An 18,507-nucleotide genomic window follows, 5' to 3' on the forward strand; every position below is an offset into this window, starting at 1 on the left:
CCCCTTCGACTCGATGTATGTTCGCTCCGCCAGTCGTTCGCTTTCCCCCTGTTCTTCGTTTCCTCTGTTCACTTCTTCTTTCTATCTCAGTCTCTGGTAATTTCCGCGTCTCTATCGCGTTGTCCATCGTTTACGCTTCTCGCTCCCATCCCGATTCCTGATAGCCAAACAACAGAATTGAGAATATATTTTTACTTTTTGGAAAATTCTCTTCTAGTATCTCTCCAATACGTTTTAGGCCCGCCAAAAATAGTAATGGAAGTGATAACTATTAACCCCTTCGAGTACCAACGGCAAGTATGACCTTACTCGCTAATCTCGTATTGGTGTTCATTGCGGGGCTGATTACGGCGCTGGCGACGGGTATCGGCGCGCTCCCGTTCTTCCTCGTCAAGGACGTAAACGACCGCTGGAACGTGGGACTCTGGGGACTCGCGTCCGGAATCATGGTCTCGGCGTCCGTCTTCGGACTGATATCCGAGGGTCTCTCCAGTGCGAACGGCGGTAGCGTAATCGGCGTCGTCATCGGTATGCTGGTCGGCGTGGCACTCGTCGTCGTTAGCGATTACGTCATCTCCGGCACCGACGTGAATCCGAAAAAGTACGAACAGGCGGACTTCAAGAAGCTCATCCTCATCCTCGGCGTGCTTACCGTTCACAGCTTCCCGGAGGGCGTCGCCATCGGCGTTTCGTTCGCCGACCTCGGCTTTCAGGGCGGCTATCAGTTCGCCGGATTCGTCGTCCCGCTGTTGGCGATATTCATGACCATCGCCATCTCGATTCACAACATTCCCGAGGGCGTGGCCATCTCCATTCCGCTCCACTCGATGGGCGTGCGCAAGTGGCGGATGGTCTGGTGGTCGATCTTCTCCAGCCTCCCGCAACCCATCGGCGCGGTCATCGCGTTCTACTTCGTGCGAAGCGCACGCGCGTTCCTGCCGATGGGATTCGGATTCGCGGCCGGAGCTATGATCTACCTCGTCCTCTCGGAGTTCATCCCCGAGGCGCTCGAAGTCGGCGAGGGTCTCCCGGGCGACGGCTATCGCGAACTGCTCTCCGGTCTTACGCTCGGCGTACTGCTGATGTTGCCACTGGCGTTCATCTGAGGTCGGTCCCCGACGCTCAACGTCGTCGGCTCCGGAGCGTCAGGCGGACTTTTACCGCCGCAAAAACGGTTTTAAATCGAATAGGACGTTTTCCTCCCGCGGTTCCCGAATCGACAGGTCTGTTCATCGACGCTAAACGGTGTGAATTCACCCCAACGCTCGGCCCGTTATAAGATATCCCTCGGCAATGATTTAGCCGGGCACGGGTGTGCTACTATGCCGGGAACAACCACCTACGAGAACGACGGCGAATCCATCGCCGTCGGTCGCCGGAAACTCACCGCACTGCACGCGAGATTCAACGAGCATTCGCTGACGACGCCGGTCCAGTTCGTTGGCTTCTGGTCGGCGGTCGTCTGCCCCCTCTTCTATCCGGTCTTGCTCCTGAACGGTCTCTCTGACGCGGAGGTCTTTCTTGGCCTCCTCGACGGCCTTGACACTGAGGTCAAGGCCGTCTACCTTGATCGCGGATTCTACGACAGCAAGTGTCTCACGCTGTTACAGGTGCACAACTACGCCTACGTTGTCCCGATCATTCAGTGGGGTGAGACGATTCAGCAGGAACTCTCGAAAGGGTGGAGCCGCGTCATCGAGCACGATCTGACAGGGAAACTCGACGGTCACAGCTGGACCGTCGAGTTTCCCGTCTACATCGATTGCACGTACCTGAATGGACGGTACGACGACCACGGCGTGGCGCGTCACGGCTATGCCGCTGACGCGCCGTTCATCGAGACACCGCGAGACGCTCGATACCACTACTCGAAACGCTTCGGTATCGAGTCGAGCTATCGCTTGTCCGAGCAAGCGATAGCGACGACAACAACACGAGATGCGGCGGTGAGATTGCTGTACGTTGTGGTGAGCTTACTCTTGCAGAACGTATGGCGGTATCTCCACTACGAGTTCGTGGCGACGCCCCGCCGAGGCGGGCGTCGCCTCTGGTGGTGGCCGTTCAAGGAGTTCATCAACATGGTCCAACGGGCAGCATGGACGGCCCTCGCGACGCGTCGGGCCGTCCCCGAAAACCGACCACCAGACGACCGGTTTAGCCGGTAATCACCACCCAGACAGCCTCTAGCGGGAGTGGCGACACTGTCGGTTCGCCCAAGATTCTCTCGTCGAGACCGCCAGTGCAACCGCTCTGCCACAGAACTCAGGCTTCAGAAACAGCTAGCCGAGGATGCTTTGTGAGGTACTGAATCTTGATAGAACTCGAACGGGCAGGCTTCTTCCCCACCTCCCAATCCAGCGGCTTCCGTCGACGTATAGCCCCGATGGAGAATCTTGTACAGGTGATTCTGACTCTGCCAGTTCTCCCGTGCGTCTCGTATCTCTGGCACCGAGAGTTCTGCATATTGCCATGCGTCGGCGTCACCACCGCATTCGCCGAGAACGCGGCCGTCGAATCCTACGATGTTCGAGTGTCCGAAGAACGAATACACTTCGTCGTTTCCAGCCATATTGGCGACCGCAACATAACTGTTGTTCGCCCACGCTGCATGACGGGCAACGAGACGTTGTTGCTCGTCTGCCGGATACATGTATCCCTGACATCTCACGATGAGTTCGGCGCCCTTGTATGCACAATCACGCCAAATCTCTGGATAGTTGCCGTCGTCACAGACGATGAGGCTGATTTTGAGACCTTTCGGGCCTTCGGTGACGTATGTTTGATCGCCCGCGGTCCAGCCTTCGATGGGACACCACGGGAAGATCTTCCGATACTTTTGTCGGATTTCTCCTTCGTCGTCGATGAGGAGGAGGGTGTTGTACGGATTTCGATTAGGATGGTCCTCGTGCTTCTCACCAGTAATCGAGAACACGCCCCACACGTCGTTGTCGCGGCATGCTTCTGCGAAGATCTCCGTTTCAGGACCAGGGACATCCGTTGCAAGGTCCATCATCTGGTCTTCGTCGTAATTGATCCCCTGTGTACTGTATTCAGGAAAAATAACGAGGTCAACGCCAGGAGCACCGGCTTTGATTCCCTCTATCTTTTTCGCGAGGTTGCGACACTGGTCGAGTACTTCTTCTTCGGTGTTCGGGCTGGGTGCGGCGGTCTGATGGACTGCAACACCGACGGCATCGCCCGATGACGAAATATCTCCATGTCTCATGGTACCACCCAACAACACACCAGGCCCATGCTATTAATTTCTATGCTAATACTTTGATATTCCTGGGAAAGTACAATCAGACCCCGTATCCACCATCTCGGTTGGGATCCTTGACCCAGGTTCACGATTACAACGTTGTAATAGAGGGGGATCGCGAATGCGACCCCCTCCGTTTCGCAGAAATAGACGCAGAAATAGACGTACTCCACCGTACCCAACCGATTACTACCACCATATGTCACCGGCAATGCGGTGTGAATCTCTTGTGATGGGGCCGCCCGAGAGGGGGTTCGTCGAACCCCCGTGATTACAACGCTATAATCAGCGCCCTCCGTTTCCTCCCGCGTTAGCTTCGTGGGCTCGCATCCACCCGGCGAGGTCGGGATGGGCGAACGTGATCTCGATGTGGTGGCCACCAACGCCCATGGCGTCGTCTACACACAGCGTCCGTGACTCTTTGTACGTCACACCGGGCACGCGTTCGGCCATCTCCTCCATCACCCGGTAGCCGTCGTTCTTGTACGCACAGCCATAGTGCGTCGCCACCTCTCGATAGCCTAATCGTGCAACCATCACATCGTTCGTCTTGGCGACGTTCTTCGCATGCTCAAGGACGTCGAGGTATTTGTCTTCGACCTGCTGACTTTCAGCGCGCTTTTCGCGGAAGTTCACAAGCTCCGTATTCTGTTCCGAACGCTGAATCGTCTCAAAGAGCTGGCGACCTGCATTGGTTGCTTCCGCGGCGAGATTCGGCGAATCGTCGTCTACACCCTCTTCGGTCTCGTAATCCCGCACGAGATTGATTATACGCGAGACTGACGCCCGAACTCGTGCATTCTTCTCCTCTGCTTTGGTGAGATCGTCGATGTCCGATTCCATGGTCTCAGTCGCCTCTTCGAGACTACCGAGCGTCTGTCGGTCCTGAGCACGGTCTTTTGTCGCCTCCTCGCGATAGTCTTCGAGCTCATCGACTCGTTGTTCGAGGTCGTCGATCCGTTCGTCTTTCGCGGCGACTTCTGCTTCAAGGTCGTCAACACGATCACTGAGCGACTGGATGTGCTTAGCGAGGTCGCTGATCGAGACATTTTCGAGAGTGGACGCTCCGGACGTGGCGGTGTCACTCATTGGCAGCCACCTCCACTGTGGCCGCAGTGTCCTCTGCTGGCGTGGAGAAACGCGGCAGGTGGGCGATGGTGGTGAGCGAACCGATACAACGGGCAGTCGTGTCAGTGGCGGTGTGGGTGTACTCGAGAACAGTCATGGCAGAATCGGGCTGACTGATGCAGTGGTAAGTGGCTTGCTGGATTTCGTCCTGTGCCGTCGTGGTGATTGGTGGAGCCGTCAGGACGAGATGCGGTCCACAGCGTGTCGGTGCGTTCGTTGCTTTGACCGTGCAAATCGTCCGTGGCAACTCCGTCGTGGTGATCCGAACGCAGTCACTCGGTGAAAGGTGTGCAACGAGCGAGTCGGCATCGCGAGGATTCAACGGCGTGGGTGCATACCCACTCACGCCTGCTCACCTCCCGTCGGATTGACGATGCACTCGACAGTCGCATACGTTCGCAACCAGGCGTACTTGCCCGAAGGAGTGCGTCCGTACCGATCGAGATCGGCCTCGGTGTGTTCGATTGCGTCGTAGTAGCTATACTGCAGCCGGTACAGATCGTTCGACGGCGTAGCCACGTACAGAACGTGCTCACCGGGCTCGGGACCACGACACGAGAGTGTGGGCTCCGAATGCTCGCACTGATAGACGATACCCGTGAGCGTGCGCTTCTGCGTGTGGATCTGAATCGGGTCTGTACACTCTATCGCGAGGACCGTCCGTTGGTCGGTCATTGCTCGGCCTCCCGTTTCTGGCGAAGACGCTGACAGAGCTGGCACGGTGCGTACTGATCGTCTTGTGCTGCTTCACGAGTGCAATAGGCGAGTGGGTTGTCGGTTTGCAGCGTACAGAGCGAGTGGTTGTCCGCGTCGAGTTCATGATAGGCAAAGGCGTCGCCTGCAGGCTGGTCGACGATGGCGACCGTCTCATCGGCAGGATAGGGGTCGCCAGCAATGCGCTGGTTGCGTTCGGCATCGGTGAGATTGCTGGTGAACTGGGTGTCACAGTAATGGGAGTCGGTGATCTGCACCGCGTAGGTTCCACAGTGTGGACAGCGTTCGAATGTGTTCTCGATCTCCTCGACGGTGATCGAGGTAGACGTGCGGGTCATCGCGCATCACCTCTCGTGGCTGTCGCTCTCTGTGAAGGGCGTTCGATGGGGTGCATCTACGCGCACACCTCAGTTGTAGTGGTGTGGGTGGTGGTGGTGGTGTCGATGTCGTAGCACCGTTCGAGGATGTGCTGGTAGTGCTGGCGGGTTTCAGCGTGGGTTTCGCCCGGTGGTGTCGAGGGGAGCTTTGGGTTGCCCGTTTTGGTGGTAGCGACCGAGCGATAGGTGTCGGTGTCCTCGGGAATCTGGAAGCCCTCCTCGCCGTACTCGATCGGGCAGCGGCGTTCGAAGAACCGTTGGCAGTCGGGCGTGGCGTAAATGCAGTACAAGTAGGGGTCTTCGCTGGTGGTCTTGGTTCGGGTTTGAAAGCCCACGCGGAGTTCGACGAGGTACGCGCGGGTGATTGGCTCGTCGGTAGTGGGTGTGGGTTGGTCGGGGTCGTGGGCGGCGGTGTCGGGGGTGGGTTCGAGGCGCTTGACGGGGTGGAAGACTTTTTCGCCGAATTGGGCCTCGAGGGAGAGCAGCCCGCCGTTGGGTTTCTCGTCGAAGGACGCCATTAGTCGTGTCCTCCGATACAGGGTGGTTGGTAGTCGATGCGTTTTTCTACGGAAAGGGTAATGCTAGTCATGCTTCGTCCCAAACGAAGCGCGGTCGGGTGTGCCACCACCCGGCCAGAGTTTCTGACCATCCACGCTTCTATACTATGTTTGTAGCGCCATCTTAATAAGCGTTACTTAGTAACGGACTACAGAAATACGTCGGAAATTACTAAGTAATTCTGCGCGAAAGGACTAAAGAGGTGACGGAATGAGTACTACAGTAACTGTGGTTAATGAAGAGTTTAGACCCTCCGAGAATCAGGAGGTTGTTCTACAGGTTTTCAAAGACGAACAGCGGGCTAACCCGCTTCGAATCAGAGATGTTACTGATCTAGAAAAACAGCGCGTTAACGATGCACTTGGAAGTCTGGTCGATGCAGGCTGGATTCGACGTGTGAATCGAGGCCTTTACGAATTTGTAGAAGATCCTCGGGAATAGTTTATATTCGATTTCCAATTGATACCGACATCTCGATAGCTAAATCCTCGTAAGTGTCCTACAACGGTTCGTCTGTAACTCGTGCTTAGTCGTGTAAGCGGAAGCCGTTAGATTTCTCGCACCTATCTCTCACCGATTTTATCAACAATCGTTCCATAGAACTATACATTCTGGATCTGTGGATTTACTATGTCAGGTTCATCTGAGTATGAAAGCGGCGATCGAGTAGAAATCCGTGGACGTAGTACACTCGATGACGAGACAGAAGAAGGAACTATCATTGCGATTGGTCAATTCGTACTTTCGCTGCCAAGTGATGACCCTATGGTTTCTGGCACTAGTTATAGTGACAGCGCACTCATCCAGTTTGATGAAAGCGAGTACGGTGTGATCCAGAACTCGCGATTAGTTCAGAAAGTCGAAGAAGAGTAATACTCTCTACAACACTGCTGAATAGCTTCGTGCAACTTCTCACTCATCGTAAATCACGCCCCACGACACTGTATCCACAGGGAGAACGCCACTTTTGTACTTCTCCGCTATCCGTGACCCTGTATCATCGTCAACACCCACGATTTCCATGGTTCTCGTTCCATCCAGCTAGGGAGAGAACGTGAAACCCTTCCGACCGTCACAAGGTATCGGATAGATGGCAATCAGTTCGTTGTCGTGCTCGACGCACGCGAAAGCATCGACCTCTCTACCACCAACTTGTATAGTTCGTCTTCGTGATTTATCGTCCGAATTGTGTTGTGTCATTTTCTCGATTTCCTCTTTGCGTCCTAATCTGTCGTGGTTGACACAAACGGTAGGTATTCTACAGAAGAACAACTTGCTCAACGAGGCGTTCTACTACGACCACGACGCGGAGTTCCTCAGTGTACTCGAAGTTGCGTAGATGGCGGAAGTACGACGAATTGTGCCGGACACGGCGTCCATGAGAACGCCGCACGGTGCGGCGTGGATTGTCGATAACAAATTTAGGTAGGTTTAACAAACGTGGCGATGAAGAAGCGAATGTTGAGGTCAGCGTGAGTTCCACCCGACGGAACTCCGCGCTGTTCTACAGAACTACCCGCTCGAGGAGCAACGCGACCACTATTAGCAGTGTCAGCGTATTCAAGAGCACCAGCGCCGTTGCTGGCGGCGCTAGCAATAACGTTGCGGCAATAGAAGCCGCGCCACCGCACAACGTCGCGGCAATCGTCGATAACCGGTCCAGTACATCAAGCCGATCAAGTCGTCGGTCGGTTCGGCCGTTCGTTCCGTTCTCCGTTTCTTCGTTCATGGATGGAGATGTCGCTTCGTGGACGAACGCGGCAGAAAGCCAAGTGTTGAGGTCAGCGTGAGCCCCGTTCAGGCGAATACGACAAATAAAGGCACAGTGTGAAAGGATAAAAAGTCACCCGTTCGCGCGCGAAGTTACATTGATACAAATTTTACTTCTGCTTGTACCGTTTTGCGAAGTGTCGAACCCCGTGCGAGGTGGTTTGCGCGCGCCATCTGTGGGTGGTAGAACGCGAGAAACGAATCCGCGAAATTGCACACATCCATCGCGACTAATGTGTGCAAATCGAGTCGATTGCGAGTGACTCGACACTGTTTCGCTTGGGCGGATCGAAAGGTCCTCGGAGTTCTTTATATATGATCGCTGTTTCAGTTACCCGATAAAACTAGGCTTTCAGGGGACGTGTGCAAAAATATGTATCTCCGTATGACTGATTCACGAGAACTTCGAATGGAGTACCTCCTCGAAGCGACCGGCGAGAACACGAAGAGCAAGGCGCTCGACCGCGTCGCCGAATTTTATCTCCAGATACGAGGTGACACGGCGGCGGTTCCGAATGGTGCGTTCGCCGAGTTGATGGAGTAAGCGGAGCGACAGGGGAGCGTGACGCCAGAGGAGATTGCAGCAATAATCGACACTGAAGAATTGCGTGTTGAAGCGCAAACGAGTTGGTCAATCGGACTAACAAACGAATAGAGGTTCTGTTGGACTTAATTCTGTTATTGAAATCTCACTCTCCTAGCTATTTTTACTTCTCACCTAATGTATAATTCACAATAAATTTATATCGGTTTCTACAATATAATACTATGTCATTCGAAAAACACTGGACAAAGGAGCTTTACCAACTACTGCAAGATCCTGACGCAGAAGATTCTAAAATTGTCGAATTTATCGAAAATAGTATTCCTAATGAGGAGGGAAGATTGATAGATAATAAACGGAAAATGTTCCTTGGGGCAGACAGCCCCGACAAAGAAAAAGAGAGGCAAGTAAAATTCATTAAACCAATAAATGCATTTGCTAATGTAGTGCAAAAACAACCATATCGGTTTCTCTTTGTTGGCTTTAATGACGATAGGACATTTATGGGGATCTCTGACTGGGGTGCAGACGGTGGTCAAACTTTGTATGATGTTGATGAGTCAAAGATACAGAATTTAATAGAAGGTTCACTTGAACCGACTCCTAATGTAGAACGATATAAAATACACGATGATGGTCGTGATGGCGTGATCTTTGTCATAATGTCTGCGGATATTCCTCCTGTTCTCACTTCTAAAAGTATTAACGAGCAGTCTGGAAAAAGTATTTTAGAGGTTGGTGTTGCGTATACACGAAAAGGGTCTACAAATCGGAAGATGAGACATTCCGATTATCGAGTTCTAATAGAACGTCGCGAAGAATTAATCAACGAAAAATTTGAGTCAGTAGCTCAAGATCTTAATCAAGTAGTTGGAATTCCGTCAGATCAATTGGAGGAAATGGATTTGTCTGTATCTGCTTCAAATGAAGGTGTTCCTGTTCGTGAGGTATTGAGTACTGACGCTACTGAAGATATTGATGATCAGTTAACGATTGCAGCAAAGAACTGGAACTCAACTGGCGAGCTAATTTCAGATAGAAGGACTCTATATCGGTTTTATAAAAGGAGATCCGATTTAGAATTAACCGATACAAAATTGGAGTGCTTGATAAGAAGTTTTCTGAGCGCATATTTAGCAGGGTATCATTGGATAAATGAATGGCTAATGAAGAATCAAACAATCGACCCGGTCTTGGAGAGGTGTATAGAACAAGATATAAACGGGAATAATATTCGGTCTGTTGAGAGAGTAATCTTCATGATGGATAAAGATGGCTTGCTTCAGGATTTGGATGATATGTACGATTTCTCATCATCAGAAGCGGATGACTTTATCCAACGTTGTGGTGATGACCCGCAGAGTAAGGTCGATCATTGTATCACTAGAAGCACTGCTGAAGTGGGCAATGTCACATATACACTGTCAGAAATCATAGAAAATAATGAGGATGGGGAGGCGGCGCTAGAATCATTGATCGATGAATTATTACAATCAGACGATAGTTTGGCTCGTTCGAAATTACGAGCTATTGAATTAGCGCTTCTTAGTCGTCAGTCCGGAATCACGCCGTGAAATAACATTCCAATTCGTTCAACTACAGCATCCACGAACACAGCTAATCTTCCAGCTCATCTGTCTCAAGCTCGCCAGCGAGATACTGCCGCCTTTTCTCTGTAATTTGGTAGTAAGTCTTGCTCTCGTTTGGATTTTCCATTAGGCTCCGCTTTAAGAGTTGCTCAATTGGTTGTGTGATTGGTATCGATTATGTTCATATAGCAATCTATTTTGATGTAAACTCACACTACCTACCATATTACATGCAGACAATTTATTGTGATCAGGAAGTATTCTTAACTGAATGACGAGGACATATATCTTAGGAGCTGGTGCCTCTCTTGGGTACAATGATGATGCTCCAGACGATCTGATTCCCCCTGGAACGAATGATTTCTTTGCTAAAGGTGCAAAGTCTGGTCTTCTATTTGATGATGATTTTCAAGAGCTTAGTGAAGCAGTAATAGAATACGAAGGAATAGATGACGATCTAGAGAATATAGACTTTGAAGATTTGGACCTTGATGTGGAGGAATTTTTACAATACCTGCATGAATCGATGGAATCCGTCTCATCTGAATTCACCTCAATGGAAAAGTACCAAAGATATCAAGGAGCGATAAGCTCAGTATATTTCTTCATTTATGAAATTCTTAGGAGTTATAAATTAGGGTTGTCACCAGAAAACAACAATTATGTAAAACTTGCAAGGGATTACTTAAACCAGCCGTATAATGTTATATCACTAAATTACGATCTGTTATTCGAATACGCCATTGAATATGCTAACTTGGATTATCACTATCAATCGCATCATTGGGAGTGGGAGCCAAATATTCCAATTGCGAAGATACACGGGTCAATAAACTGGATAAACGAGTTTGAGGATATGTTTGTTGGTGATCGACCCTTCTCAGAGAAGATTCAGGCAGTTCACACATTTACATCAAACAAGAGTGAGCATATACTGACAAACGAAGAGGTAGAAACGAACTCGTATCGGGACTTGGTATTCAATTTGAAGAAACCACAGAGCATACCATCCTACTCAGAATTCATACATACTAATTATATAGATTTCAGCCCGAATGTAGCCACTTTTCTCTATGAACCGTCAATTATACCCCCGTTGGCATGGATAAAAACTATGACAAAATAAAGACATATGCGTGGCAGCAAAGATTCGCTGAAGCAATGTTGAAACAGACATCCGAATTAGTAATAATTGGCTGTTCAATACGGAAACAAGATGAAGTACTGAATAAACTATTGGAGAATAACTTAGAGGATGAGATAGATGTGATTCTAGCGGTCGGCAGCCAGATAGACGGAGTTAAAAACCGTCTTAATGACCTTTCTGTGGATTTCAATTTCGTAGATGAAATTCGATATTTCACAGATTTCTCAGAAAAATATTTATAAGATTTGGAGTCTCTTGAGAACACAAGCGGCTAATTCTTGTTCATCTTCAATTCATCAGTGTTGAGATCGCCAGCAAGATACTGCCGACCTCCCTCTGTGATTTGGTAAAGGGACCTGTGTGGTTGCTCAACCATGTTCACTTCTCGAACTCCTTTACTGCATAAGTTACGGTAGCACGCGAATCCCAACATTGAGCAGATCAAAAGCGAATTGGAACTCGCCCAGGAGATGATGGAATGATGACCACTGAGAAACTGCTCGCCTCACACGCACGTTCGATTAGAGCGGGAAGACGAACTCCGCTGTTCGACCTGCCGAGCTCGCTGTACCCGCATCCCCGAAGGCCTCGAAGTGGGTCACCGACACGGTTGTCTCGAGCGTCCCGATCATCTCCCGAACGGTGGCGCGTACTATTTTTGGAGGACGACCGATGACGGGTCGAGGCCGAAATCGAGTGCTGCCTTATACGATTAAAGTGGAATTCGGAACTTCGTGTTCCGTTCCCTCCCTGGTGTTCATTCAAGTAATTCAGTCCCTCGATCCAAAGCTGGTACCGTGGTTAGCATCGATTCTAACTTTGAGCGAATTCTGCCTCCGATTCATCCATCAATTCTCTGCGACGAGCAGGCCAAGCTAGGTAAATGGACGCCAATTCTGATGTTACAGCACTTCAGTAGCGAAGATTTTCTCAATAGGAACTTCCTCAATACTCGCTAGCCAATGGACAAGTTCCCGATTATATACTGCACCATCACGACCGTGGTGAACACGGTAGTGGCAGTTCGGACAGAGCGCGATCACAGTTTCGGGCGAATCCGGCCCACCGCCAGCGACTTCGTAGACATGGTGAGCGTGGAGATACGGCTCGCCTGTTCAGCTGGTGAACGGAACAGGATCACCGCAGCCTTCACAGATACCACCCGATGTTTTACGTATCGTCGAATTGCGTCCGACCTGTCGTACTCGGTGGTCGCCCGCTGTCTACTCGACGAAACAGAGTCAGTTGCATCGCATTCGGCCTATTTACGGAGTGATGCAAGATCAGTCGACTCCTCGCTTGATCCCGGTCGGGATAATGACGTATCGACTTCCCCCGTCTTAGAGCTAAAATCGAGCCACTGATCCGGATCTAACTTTGAGCTTCCGTTTATCCGAAGCCAGTTAGGATTTTGCTCTCTGTGCGTTCATCTGTAACTCAAACAAGAGATATTTAACGTATCCCTGTATCGAGCAAGACATGACCCAACTGTCGTCAGTTCTTGACTCACTCCACGGGATTGCTGCTCGTATTCACGACGACATGAGCGAGAAAGACGTCGAAAATGCATTTCTGAACGAAAATTTCTATACATATCTCGGCTACTCTGGCGCGGGCCATGACTTGCGAAGCGAGTGGACACTTCCGGACAACAAACGACCGGATTACGTGACGCTAGACGCAAACGAATCCGTTACCGCCGTCTATGAGTTCAAAAGTTCCGGGCGCGACCTCAACGCACACACTGACCAACTGTTCCACTATGTGAATGCGTTGAAAGCCAACTATGGCGTGTTGACCAACGGCGAAGAACTCCAACTGTTCAAGCGTGATGGGCAGACACAGATCCTCACAGTCCCCCTTGGAGATGCAACCGAAAGCCACGCTGCAAACCTTGTCGCCGCACTTGAAAAACCAGAGTGGGACATTACGGATCCAGAAAGTGTCAGCGACTATCTCGACACACTCGATGCAGTGGAACTCGATAGCGAACTCGGACGCGAACACTTCTTCGACACGTTTCGCTTAGAAGAAGACAGCCCATTCGCCGATCTCGTGACTGCAATGGTTGACTTGCTTCGGGAACTCCGTGACGAGAACGAAGCAAAATTCGTGAAAGGGGCTTACGATTTCTGGGAGGCGAGTTACGCCAGCGAACCTGATGAGGTTCCGAACTCGTGGGAGACGTTCGTTGACGGCAAGCAATCCCTTCGCGATTTCATGTTCTGTTTGGAGAGTGGGCACGCGCTTCTTGCCCGGCTACTTCTGGCGAAAGCCACCGTTGACCACGATTTCTTCCCGTCAAATACCGGCCTTCAACGGTACTTCAATGCACTCGGTGGATTCAACGGAGAAATCAGTCTCGATGCCTACCCAGTCGCCGCAAACGGGATGATAGAGGATATGCGTAATCAACTCGTCGAAAGCCTCTTCGAGGACGACATTTTCATCTGGTGGACGGACGGGTACGCCGAAGAAACCGCCAGTCAGCACAAAAACCCGTACAACCGGTTCCGTGACGTAGCGAAAGACGGGAGTGATGTTTCACGCGTGAGTCAAGCAACACAGGAGCGGTTCAGTCGAGCAGTTGCTCACGTTGTCTTCTCCGTACTGAAATTTGACTTTTCTCGCATCGAAGGCGACCCGCTCGGGAATCTCTACCAGCGGTATTTTGACCCGGAAACACGCAAGGCATTGGGCGAGTTCTACACGCCTCAGCCGGTTATCGACTACATCATGGACGGTGTCGGCTATGACGTTGGTGTCTCTGGAGAACGAATCATCGATCCCTCCTGTGGGTCTGGGACATTCCTCGTGGAAGCTGTGGAGCGATACATCGAGGATGTAGAACGGTACAACGACGACCCAGACTGGGCCGACCACCTCACCGAACTCTGTACCCGCCCTCACATCGTCGGACTGGATATTCATCCGTTCGCAGTGCTAATGGCCCAGATTCGGTTCATGGTCACGATCCTTCCGAAGTACCGAGAAGCGAAGCGAAACAGCGAGAGCTTCACGATTCGTCGCCTTCCGATCTTCCGCACAGACACACTACGGAACGAGCGCGAGTTGACGGGGATCGACCTCGGTGACGACAGCACGACTCAGATGACGTTCGACGCGATGACCGAGAACACTCAAGACGTGATGATTCCTGTTCCGCTTCCGGTCGAAGTCGAGGAGGGCGAAGTGGACGAGTCAGAACGTGACGGGGAGTTCCTCGTTCAGCGCGTTCGGATGCCGCTGTTCGACACGGCAAAACTCAATGCCGGGATGCGAAACTTCGGGGAATACTTCGCTGCGTTGCAGGGCGTCCTTGACGTGGTGAAATACCATATGCACGAGGGTATGTGGGAGTACCACGGTGGGCTAGAACGAGGTATCCACCGCTACACGACCCGTGAGTACGACGGGTTGGAGGAGTTCTTCGAGCCATACGTGAACGACATTCTCGATACCGTGCGGTATCTCCGAGTCGAGCACGGTGATGGGCGACTGTTCAAGATGTTCGAGGACACCATTCTCTCGCTCGTCGTCAAGAACTACATGGAGTACGACTATGTGGTCGGGAACCCACCGTATGTTCGAATTCAACATCTTCCGGACGAGCAAAAAGCGATGATGAATGAGCTATATGAGTCTACCACAGGGAACTATGACATCTTCTGTCCATTCTATGAGCGTGGTTTGAATTGGCTCACCGAAGGGTCTGGTCGGCTTGGGTTCATTACGCCGAATCAGTTCATGGTCACGGACTATGGCGAGGGGATTCGGAACGTGATGCGGAACGAGGCCAGCATCAAGGAAGTGTACGATTTCCGTGATTCTGGCGTCTTCGAGGACGCGACGAACTACCCTGCCATTGTAATTCTGGAGGATCAAGACGACAAAGATGCCCGGAACGACAATGAAATCCGATGCGTCCGAGTAAAAGCAAATGTAGACGAAGATAGTGGCCGGGAGTTAGACGAACAGATTATCACTGCCGTCCGTGACCATCGTGGTGAACCAGGCTATAGTGACGAATTCATCGACGTGTTTGACTTCCCGCAGGCGGAGTTGGATGATGGATACTGGTCACTAATGCCTCCAAAGGAGTTGAAAGTATTTTGCAAGCTGAAAAACCAAGCTGACGAGCGCATTGAAAAAGTGACAGACGCTGTCTTTCAAGGAATTCGAACAAGTGCAAATAAAATCTACATTGTGGATGTTCTTGACGCCGACCGAGTAGAATCAGATGATTCCGGGAAGGTTGTTACTGTCGTCCCTATCGGAGAATCAGAGAAGTATGAAATAGAAACCGACCTACTTCGTCCTTTTCTGCAGGGAGATGAAGTAAAACGATGGAGGGGCGATTGGTCGGGTCTACATGTTGTCCATCCTTACTATGCCGAAGAAGGAGAAAACGGAAAATTCGATGCAGGGCTTTATTCATCAGATTATCTCAAAAATAACTTACCTCGAACGTGGGATTTCCTTGCTGAGCATAAGGACTCACTCGAAGGACGAGAGGGAGGAAGAATGGAAGGAAGAGATGACTGGTATGGGTACATATACCCGAAAAATCTAGGAAAATTCGAGAACCCGAAGATAATTCAGGCTCATATCGCTGAAAATGCCACGTTTATGATTGACGAACCAGGAACATGGTATTTTACGACTGCTTACGGTGTTCTCCTAACTCCGACTTTCCGCGACTTGACGGAAGAGATTGCTTGCCAGTTAAACTCGAAAACTCTCGATTTTTACTTTAAACACATCACAACGGTCAAAGCAGGTGGGTATTACGAATATCGGTCACAATATGTCGAAAAGCTCCCCTGTGTGACCGAAGATGAAGATAACAATTTCGAGACACTTAGGGAAAGGGCTGGAACAATCACTGACACGATTGATTTAAGAAGCAAAACTAAACGTTTCCCCGAATCTTATCTCGGTGGCTTTAACGGCAATCTCGAATACATCGATTATGAGTGGCAGACCCGCCGGTATCCCGTCAATGCCACCATTCAAGAACTCACCGATGGTCGGTTTACAGTCACGGCAGGGCGCTCCGATGAGATAACCGCACCACAAATGGATTCCGGCGACCGGGAGGAGCGCAAACTCAGAGCAAAGTACGTTCACGCCGCTGCCGATGGTCGAAATATGAAGAAGGGAGAAAAACAGACCATTCCGATTCCGGAGACTGCTGATGGTGTTCAGGGACTTCTAGGGGCATTGGAACAGGATAAGCAGACGGTCGAAGAAACGAGCATTGAAGAACTGGAAGCCGAAATTGACGAAATTGTTTACGACTTGTTCGACCTCACGGACGACGAGCGCGATGTCATCGTGGACTACTTAGAAGTCTTCTAAGTCCTCTGCACTTCTGCTGACTTACAGAACAAAATCGGTATCTTCAGTGAGCCAATCATTACACTCAGTGAAGAAATCAATTAGCTTCTAGGACGTCCTCATGGCATTGGATTTCTCTGCCGGTAAATGTGCTATGAGAGTGTATCTTGAAGTTCCTTGAAAGTCTGCTTTGCCGTCTCGAAATCGCTTGCACCAGTGAGAACAACTCGTCCCGTAGCGAAAATCAAAACAACGCAATCATGGGTGTCAGGGCGGTAAATGAGACCTGGAAACTGCTCTGGTTCGTATTCTGTCTTTTCGAGCCCCAGTCCGATGGCAAGAGCGTTCAGGTTTTGAGAGTCTTTTAGTTCTCCAATACAGACGTAATTTTGAATAGAGAACCATTCATCCTTTGCATTCTCAATAACCCCCATATCTGAAAGAAGACTTAGAAAGTGCTTCCTAAGTGAATATGATTCATCTGCCGAATCCGCACCGGTGATAATGTATTTCCCGGTTCTGTAGAGCGTAATCAACGGTTCGTTTTCATTGAGCCGAAGATACATTCCTGGATACTTGTTCGGGTCATAGCGAGCTACCGGCTCTCCGATATCGTCAGCGAGACGTTCCAAATTGATTTCTACATTTAGAGCGCCCGATGAGACGACATTTACAATCTCAACCATTTCGACCTCCGATTTGAGCTCAAATCTCGTCTGAATCCTCTCGTGCCTCGTCTAAACACCTATTGCTTTTGGGACGTGAATATCGTTGTTAGACGGTAAGCAAAGATCTATGTGTTACTATTGATCGCACCTTTTTCACCTCCTCATTTAGTGGTCTACTATTACACTGTAACAATACTATTAACGATCGCAGTAACTCATACTAACACTATTTCCGCAACATTAATTGTAACCAAGTGACACCTCTTGTCATAATGGTCAACGAGAAGTTTGAGCCAAACGACCGCCAAGACGCTATTCTAGAGGTGCTCAAAGCCGGACGAGATGAGACACAACCTTGGGGCTATGCTAATCCAAAACGCCTCGAAGAACAACTCGATACCCGTAAACAGTACATCAACCGAGAACTTCGCGGACTTGTCGATGCTGGATGGGTCGAAAAAGTCAATCGAGGCCTCTACCGCTTCGTCGCTGACGCACGTGAGGACTAACTAACCAATGAACGAATCCGAGATCACAGCGTACGTCGAACAGTCACAATCTCTAATCGACCAAGCACCACAAATGGATGAGGAAAATACGAAGATGAAACTCATCCAGCCACTCATCAAGCTGCTTGGGTGGGATATGTTTTCACCAGAAGTCGAACTCGAATATCCAATGCAAATCGGCCGAGGGAACACCCGTGCAGATTACGCCCTTCTCATCGAAACCGCTCCCGTCGTATTCATCGAAGCGAAGGGCTGCGACAGTACTCTCACTGACGCCGATAGAAGTCAACTGACGAGCTACATGCGGCAGAAAGGGGTCGATTGGGGGCTTCTAACGACTGGCAGTCAATTTGAGATATTCCGCCGTCGCAAAGACAGCTCTCGTCCTGATGAGGTCTCACTAGCACAGTTTTCAATTGCTGAACTCGAAGACAATTGGCACGTCTTGGAACTCCTCTCAAAGGAGCTTGTCAAGACAGGCGAAGCAGACACGATTGCTCATCGTATTGAAGCACGACAGCACGCCGTCGGAACACTCCAACAGCAAAAAGAAACCCTCGCTGAGCGAGTGACGCAGATTGTAATAGAGGAAATTGACGATTCGCTAGCCCAAGAAATCGAACCAAAGTCAAAGGAGTACATTGATTCGCTGATTCACACGCTCGCAAACGGTGATGAAGCAGATCTTCCGGTCGTTGAAAACGGGGGCGAGATTGTGACCACTCCAGATGAAGTCGTCTCTGATACTTCTTCTACAGCCGATACAGAGTATATCGTCCATCTTTCTGCAAACGGGGACTGCGTGTGGTCATGCTCTGATGAAAATCAATCCGATGTGATGGCAGAGACAGTTGATCTCCTGATTCAAGAGTACGATCTCATCGATCAGTTAGAGTCGTTT

Annotated in this window: 17 protein-coding genes and 2 pseudogenes; 10 read left to right on the forward strand and 9 right to left on the reverse strand. The window is 50.4% G+C overall.

Annotated elements, in window-relative coordinates; genetic code table 11:
• Window positions 1-299 precede the first annotated feature (299 nt).
• Window positions 300-1,106 (forward strand): ZIP family metal transporter, encoded by an 807-nt coding sequence (locus BG842_RS20550; protein ID WP_069452250.1) that lies wholly within the window; start codon window positions 300-302, stop codon window positions 1,104-1,106.
• 411 nt (window positions 1,107-1,517) lie between these two features.
• Window positions 1,518-2,165, forward strand: a pseudogene (locus BG842_RS20555) (ISH3 family transposase); the annotation flags it as partial.
• Between the two features lie 104 nt (window positions 2,166-2,269).
• On the opposite strand, the gene BG842_RS20560 reads toward BG842_RS20555, so the two are convergent.
• The 6 genes from BG842_RS20560 to BG842_RS20580 all read right to left on the reverse strand — a co-directional run bounded on the left by BG842_RS20560 (window position 2,270) and on the right by BG842_RS20580 (window position 5,999).
• On the reverse strand, window positions 2,270-3,244 hold the full coding sequence (locus BG842_RS20560; protein WP_254663339.1) for an aliphatic amidase: 975 nt from the start codon (window positions 3,242-3,244) through the stop codon (window positions 2,270-2,272).
• A 303-nt stretch (window positions 3,245-3,547) separates the two neighbouring features.
• A complete protein-coding gene (locus tag BG842_RS32030) occupies window positions 3,548-4,351 on the reverse strand; it encodes a hypothetical protein (RefSeq protein ID WP_254663340.1) in 804 nt (267 codons plus the stop codon).
• Window positions 4,344-4,736 carry a hypothetical protein gene (locus BG842_RS29175; RefSeq protein WP_139136215.1) on the reverse strand — a complete coding sequence of 131 codons (393 nt, stop codon included), beginning with the start codon at window positions 4,734-4,736 and terminating at the stop codon, window positions 4,344-4,346. Before BG842_RS29175 ends, BG842_RS32030 begins: the two co-directional genes overlap by 8 nt.
• Entirely contained in the window at window positions 4,733-5,065 is a 333-nt protein-coding gene (locus tag BG842_RS20570; RefSeq protein ID WP_069452251.1) for a hypothetical protein, read from the reverse strand. The genes BG842_RS29175 and BG842_RS20570 overlap by 4 nt, the downstream gene beginning before the upstream one ends.
• The gene (locus BG842_RS20575; RefSeq protein WP_069452252.1) at window positions 5,062-5,442 is read right to left on the reverse strand and encodes a hypothetical protein; all 381 of its coding nucleotides are present in this window, start codon (window positions 5,440-5,442) and stop codon (window positions 5,062-5,064) included. Before BG842_RS20575 ends, BG842_RS20570 begins: the two co-directional genes overlap by 4 nt.
• Window positions 5,443-5,498: 56 nt before the next feature.
• Window positions 5,499-5,999, reverse strand: coding sequence for a hypothetical protein (locus tag BG842_RS20580; RefSeq protein ID WP_069452253.1), 501 nt, complete (start codon window positions 5,997-5,999; stop codon window positions 5,499-5,501).
• A 250-nt stretch (window positions 6,000-6,249) separates the two neighbouring features.
• On the opposite strand from BG842_RS20580, the gene BG842_RS28065 reads away from it, so the two are divergent.
• Both BG842_RS28065 and BG842_RS29180 read left to right on the forward strand, forming a co-directional pair.
• Window positions 6,250-6,480: a MarR family transcriptional regulator gene (locus tag BG842_RS28065; protein WP_175424229.1), complete on the forward strand. Its 231-nt coding sequence runs from the start codon at window positions 6,250-6,252 to the stop codon at window positions 6,478-6,480.
• Between the two features lie 189 nt (window positions 6,481-6,669).
• Window positions 6,670-6,912 (forward strand): hypothetical protein, encoded by a 243-nt coding sequence (locus BG842_RS29180; RefSeq protein ID WP_139136216.1) that lies wholly within the window; start codon window positions 6,670-6,672, stop codon window positions 6,910-6,912.
• Between the two features lie 631 nt (window positions 6,913-7,543).
• Here BG842_RS29180 and BG842_RS20585 read toward each other — a convergent pair.
• Entirely contained in the window at window positions 7,544-7,768 is a 225-nt protein-coding gene (locus tag BG842_RS20585) for a hypothetical protein (RefSeq protein WP_069452254.1), read from the reverse strand.
• A gap of 426 nt (window positions 7,769-8,194) precedes the next feature.
• On the opposite strand from BG842_RS20585, the gene BG842_RS30200 reads away from it, so the two are divergent.
• The 3 genes from BG842_RS30200 to BG842_RS20595 all read left to right on the forward strand — a co-directional run bounded on the left by BG842_RS30200 (window position 8,195) and on the right by BG842_RS20595 (window position 11,068).
• Entirely contained in the window at window positions 8,195-8,353 is a 159-nt protein-coding gene (locus tag BG842_RS30200) for a hypothetical protein (RefSeq protein WP_175424230.1), read from the forward strand.
• 224 nt (window positions 8,354-8,577) lie between these two features.
• Window positions 8,578-9,927 carry a helix-turn-helix domain-containing protein gene (locus BG842_RS20590; RefSeq protein WP_069452255.1) on the forward strand — a complete coding sequence of 450 codons (1,350 nt, stop codon included), beginning with the start codon at window positions 8,578-8,580 and terminating at the stop codon, window positions 9,925-9,927.
• 286 nt (window positions 9,928-10,213) lie between these two features.
• Window positions 10,214-11,068 (forward strand): SIR2 family protein, encoded by an 855-nt coding sequence (locus BG842_RS20595; RefSeq protein ID WP_069452256.1) that lies wholly within the window; start codon window positions 10,214-10,216, stop codon window positions 11,066-11,068.
• 923 nt (window positions 11,069-11,991) lie between these two features.
• Here BG842_RS20595 and BG842_RS33270 read toward each other — a convergent pair.
• A pseudogene (locus tag BG842_RS33270) lies at window positions 11,992-12,183 on the reverse strand (HNH endonuclease); the annotation flags it as partial.
• A 385-nt stretch (window positions 12,184-12,568) separates the two neighbouring features.
• Here BG842_RS33270 and BG842_RS20605 point away from each other — a divergent pair.
• The gene (locus BG842_RS20605; RefSeq protein ID WP_069452258.1) at window positions 12,569-16,450 is read left to right on the forward strand and encodes an Eco57I restriction-modification methylase domain-containing protein; all 3,882 of its coding nucleotides are present in this window, start codon (window positions 12,569-12,571) and stop codon (window positions 16,448-16,450) included.
• A 131-nt stretch (window positions 16,451-16,581) separates the two neighbouring features.
• Here the strand turns inward: BG842_RS20605 and BG842_RS20610 are convergent, their stop codons facing one another.
• Window positions 16,582-17,115 carry a TATA-box-binding protein gene (locus BG842_RS20610; protein WP_069452259.1) on the reverse strand — a complete coding sequence of 178 codons (534 nt, stop codon included), beginning with the start codon at window positions 17,113-17,115 and terminating at the stop codon, window positions 16,582-16,584.
• A gap of 254 nt (window positions 17,116-17,369) precedes the next feature.
• On the opposite strand from BG842_RS20610, the gene BG842_RS20615 reads away from it, so the two are divergent.
• Both BG842_RS20615 and BG842_RS20620 read left to right on the forward strand, forming a co-directional pair.
• Entirely contained in the window at window positions 17,370-17,606 is a 237-nt protein-coding gene (locus BG842_RS20615) for a MarR family transcriptional regulator (RefSeq protein ID WP_069452262.1), read from the forward strand.
• A 7-nt stretch (window positions 17,607-17,613) separates the two neighbouring features.
• The coding region (locus BG842_RS20620; protein ID WP_069452260.1) for a type I restriction enzyme HsdR N-terminal domain-containing protein at window positions 17,614-18,507 on the forward strand (894 nt) is incomplete at its 3' end.

It is taken from the genome of Haladaptatus sp. W1 (assembly GCF_001723155.1).
Taxonomy (GTDB): Archaea; Halobacteriota; Halobacteria; order Halobacteriales; family Haladaptataceae; genus Haladaptatus; species Haladaptatus paucihalophilus.

Bases quoted from the DNA above. Each gene is read 5' to 3' on its own strand.
- BG842_RS20550 (WP_069452250.1), top strand. From the start codon at position 300: ATGACCTTACTCGCTAATCTCGTATTGGTGTTCATTGCGGGGCTGATT.
- BG842_RS32030 (WP_254663340.1), bottom strand. From the start codon at position 4,351: ATGAGTGACACCGCCACGTCCGGAGCGTCCACTCTCGAAAATGTCTCG.
- BG842_RS20570 (WP_069452251.1), bottom strand. From the start codon at position 5,065: ATGACCGACCAACGGACGGTCCTCGCGATAGAGTGTACAGACCCGATT.
- BG842_RS20575 (WP_069452252.1), bottom strand. From the start codon at position 5,442: ATGACCCGCACGTCTACCTCGATCACCGTCGAGGAGATCGAGAACACA.
- BG842_RS20580 (WP_069452253.1), bottom strand. From the start codon at position 5,999: ATGGCGTCCTTCGACGAGAAACCCAACGGCGGGCTGCTCTCCCTCGAG.
- BG842_RS28065 (WP_175424229.1), top strand. From the start codon at position 6,250: ATGAGTACTACAGTAACTGTGGTTAATGAAGAGTTTAGACCCTCCGAG.
- BG842_RS29180 (WP_139136216.1), top strand. From the start codon at position 6,670: ATGTCAGGTTCATCTGAGTATGAAAGCGGCGATCGAGTAGAAATCCGT.
- BG842_RS20585 (WP_069452254.1), bottom strand. From the start codon at position 7,768: ATGAACGAAGAAACGGAGAACGGAACGAACGGCCGAACCGACCGACGA.
- BG842_RS30200 (WP_175424230.1), top strand. From the start codon at position 8,195: ATGACTGATTCACGAGAACTTCGAATGGAGTACCTCCTCGAAGCGACC.
- BG842_RS20590 (WP_069452255.1), top strand. From the start codon at position 8,578: ATGTCATTCGAAAAACACTGGACAAAGGAGCTTTACCAACTACTGCAA.
- BG842_RS20595 (WP_069452256.1), top strand. From the start codon at position 10,214: ATGACGAGGACATATATCTTAGGAGCTGGTGCCTCTCTTGGGTACAAT.
- BG842_RS20605 (WP_069452258.1), top strand. From the start codon at position 12,569: ATGACCCAACTGTCGTCAGTTCTTGACTCACTCCACGGGATTGCTGCT.
- BG842_RS20610 (WP_069452259.1), bottom strand. From the start codon at position 17,115: ATGGTTGAGATTGTAAATGTCGTCTCATCGGGCGCTCTAAATGTAGAA.
- BG842_RS20615 (WP_069452262.1), top strand. From the start codon at position 17,370: ATGGTCAACGAGAAGTTTGAGCCAAACGACCGCCAAGACGCTATTCTA.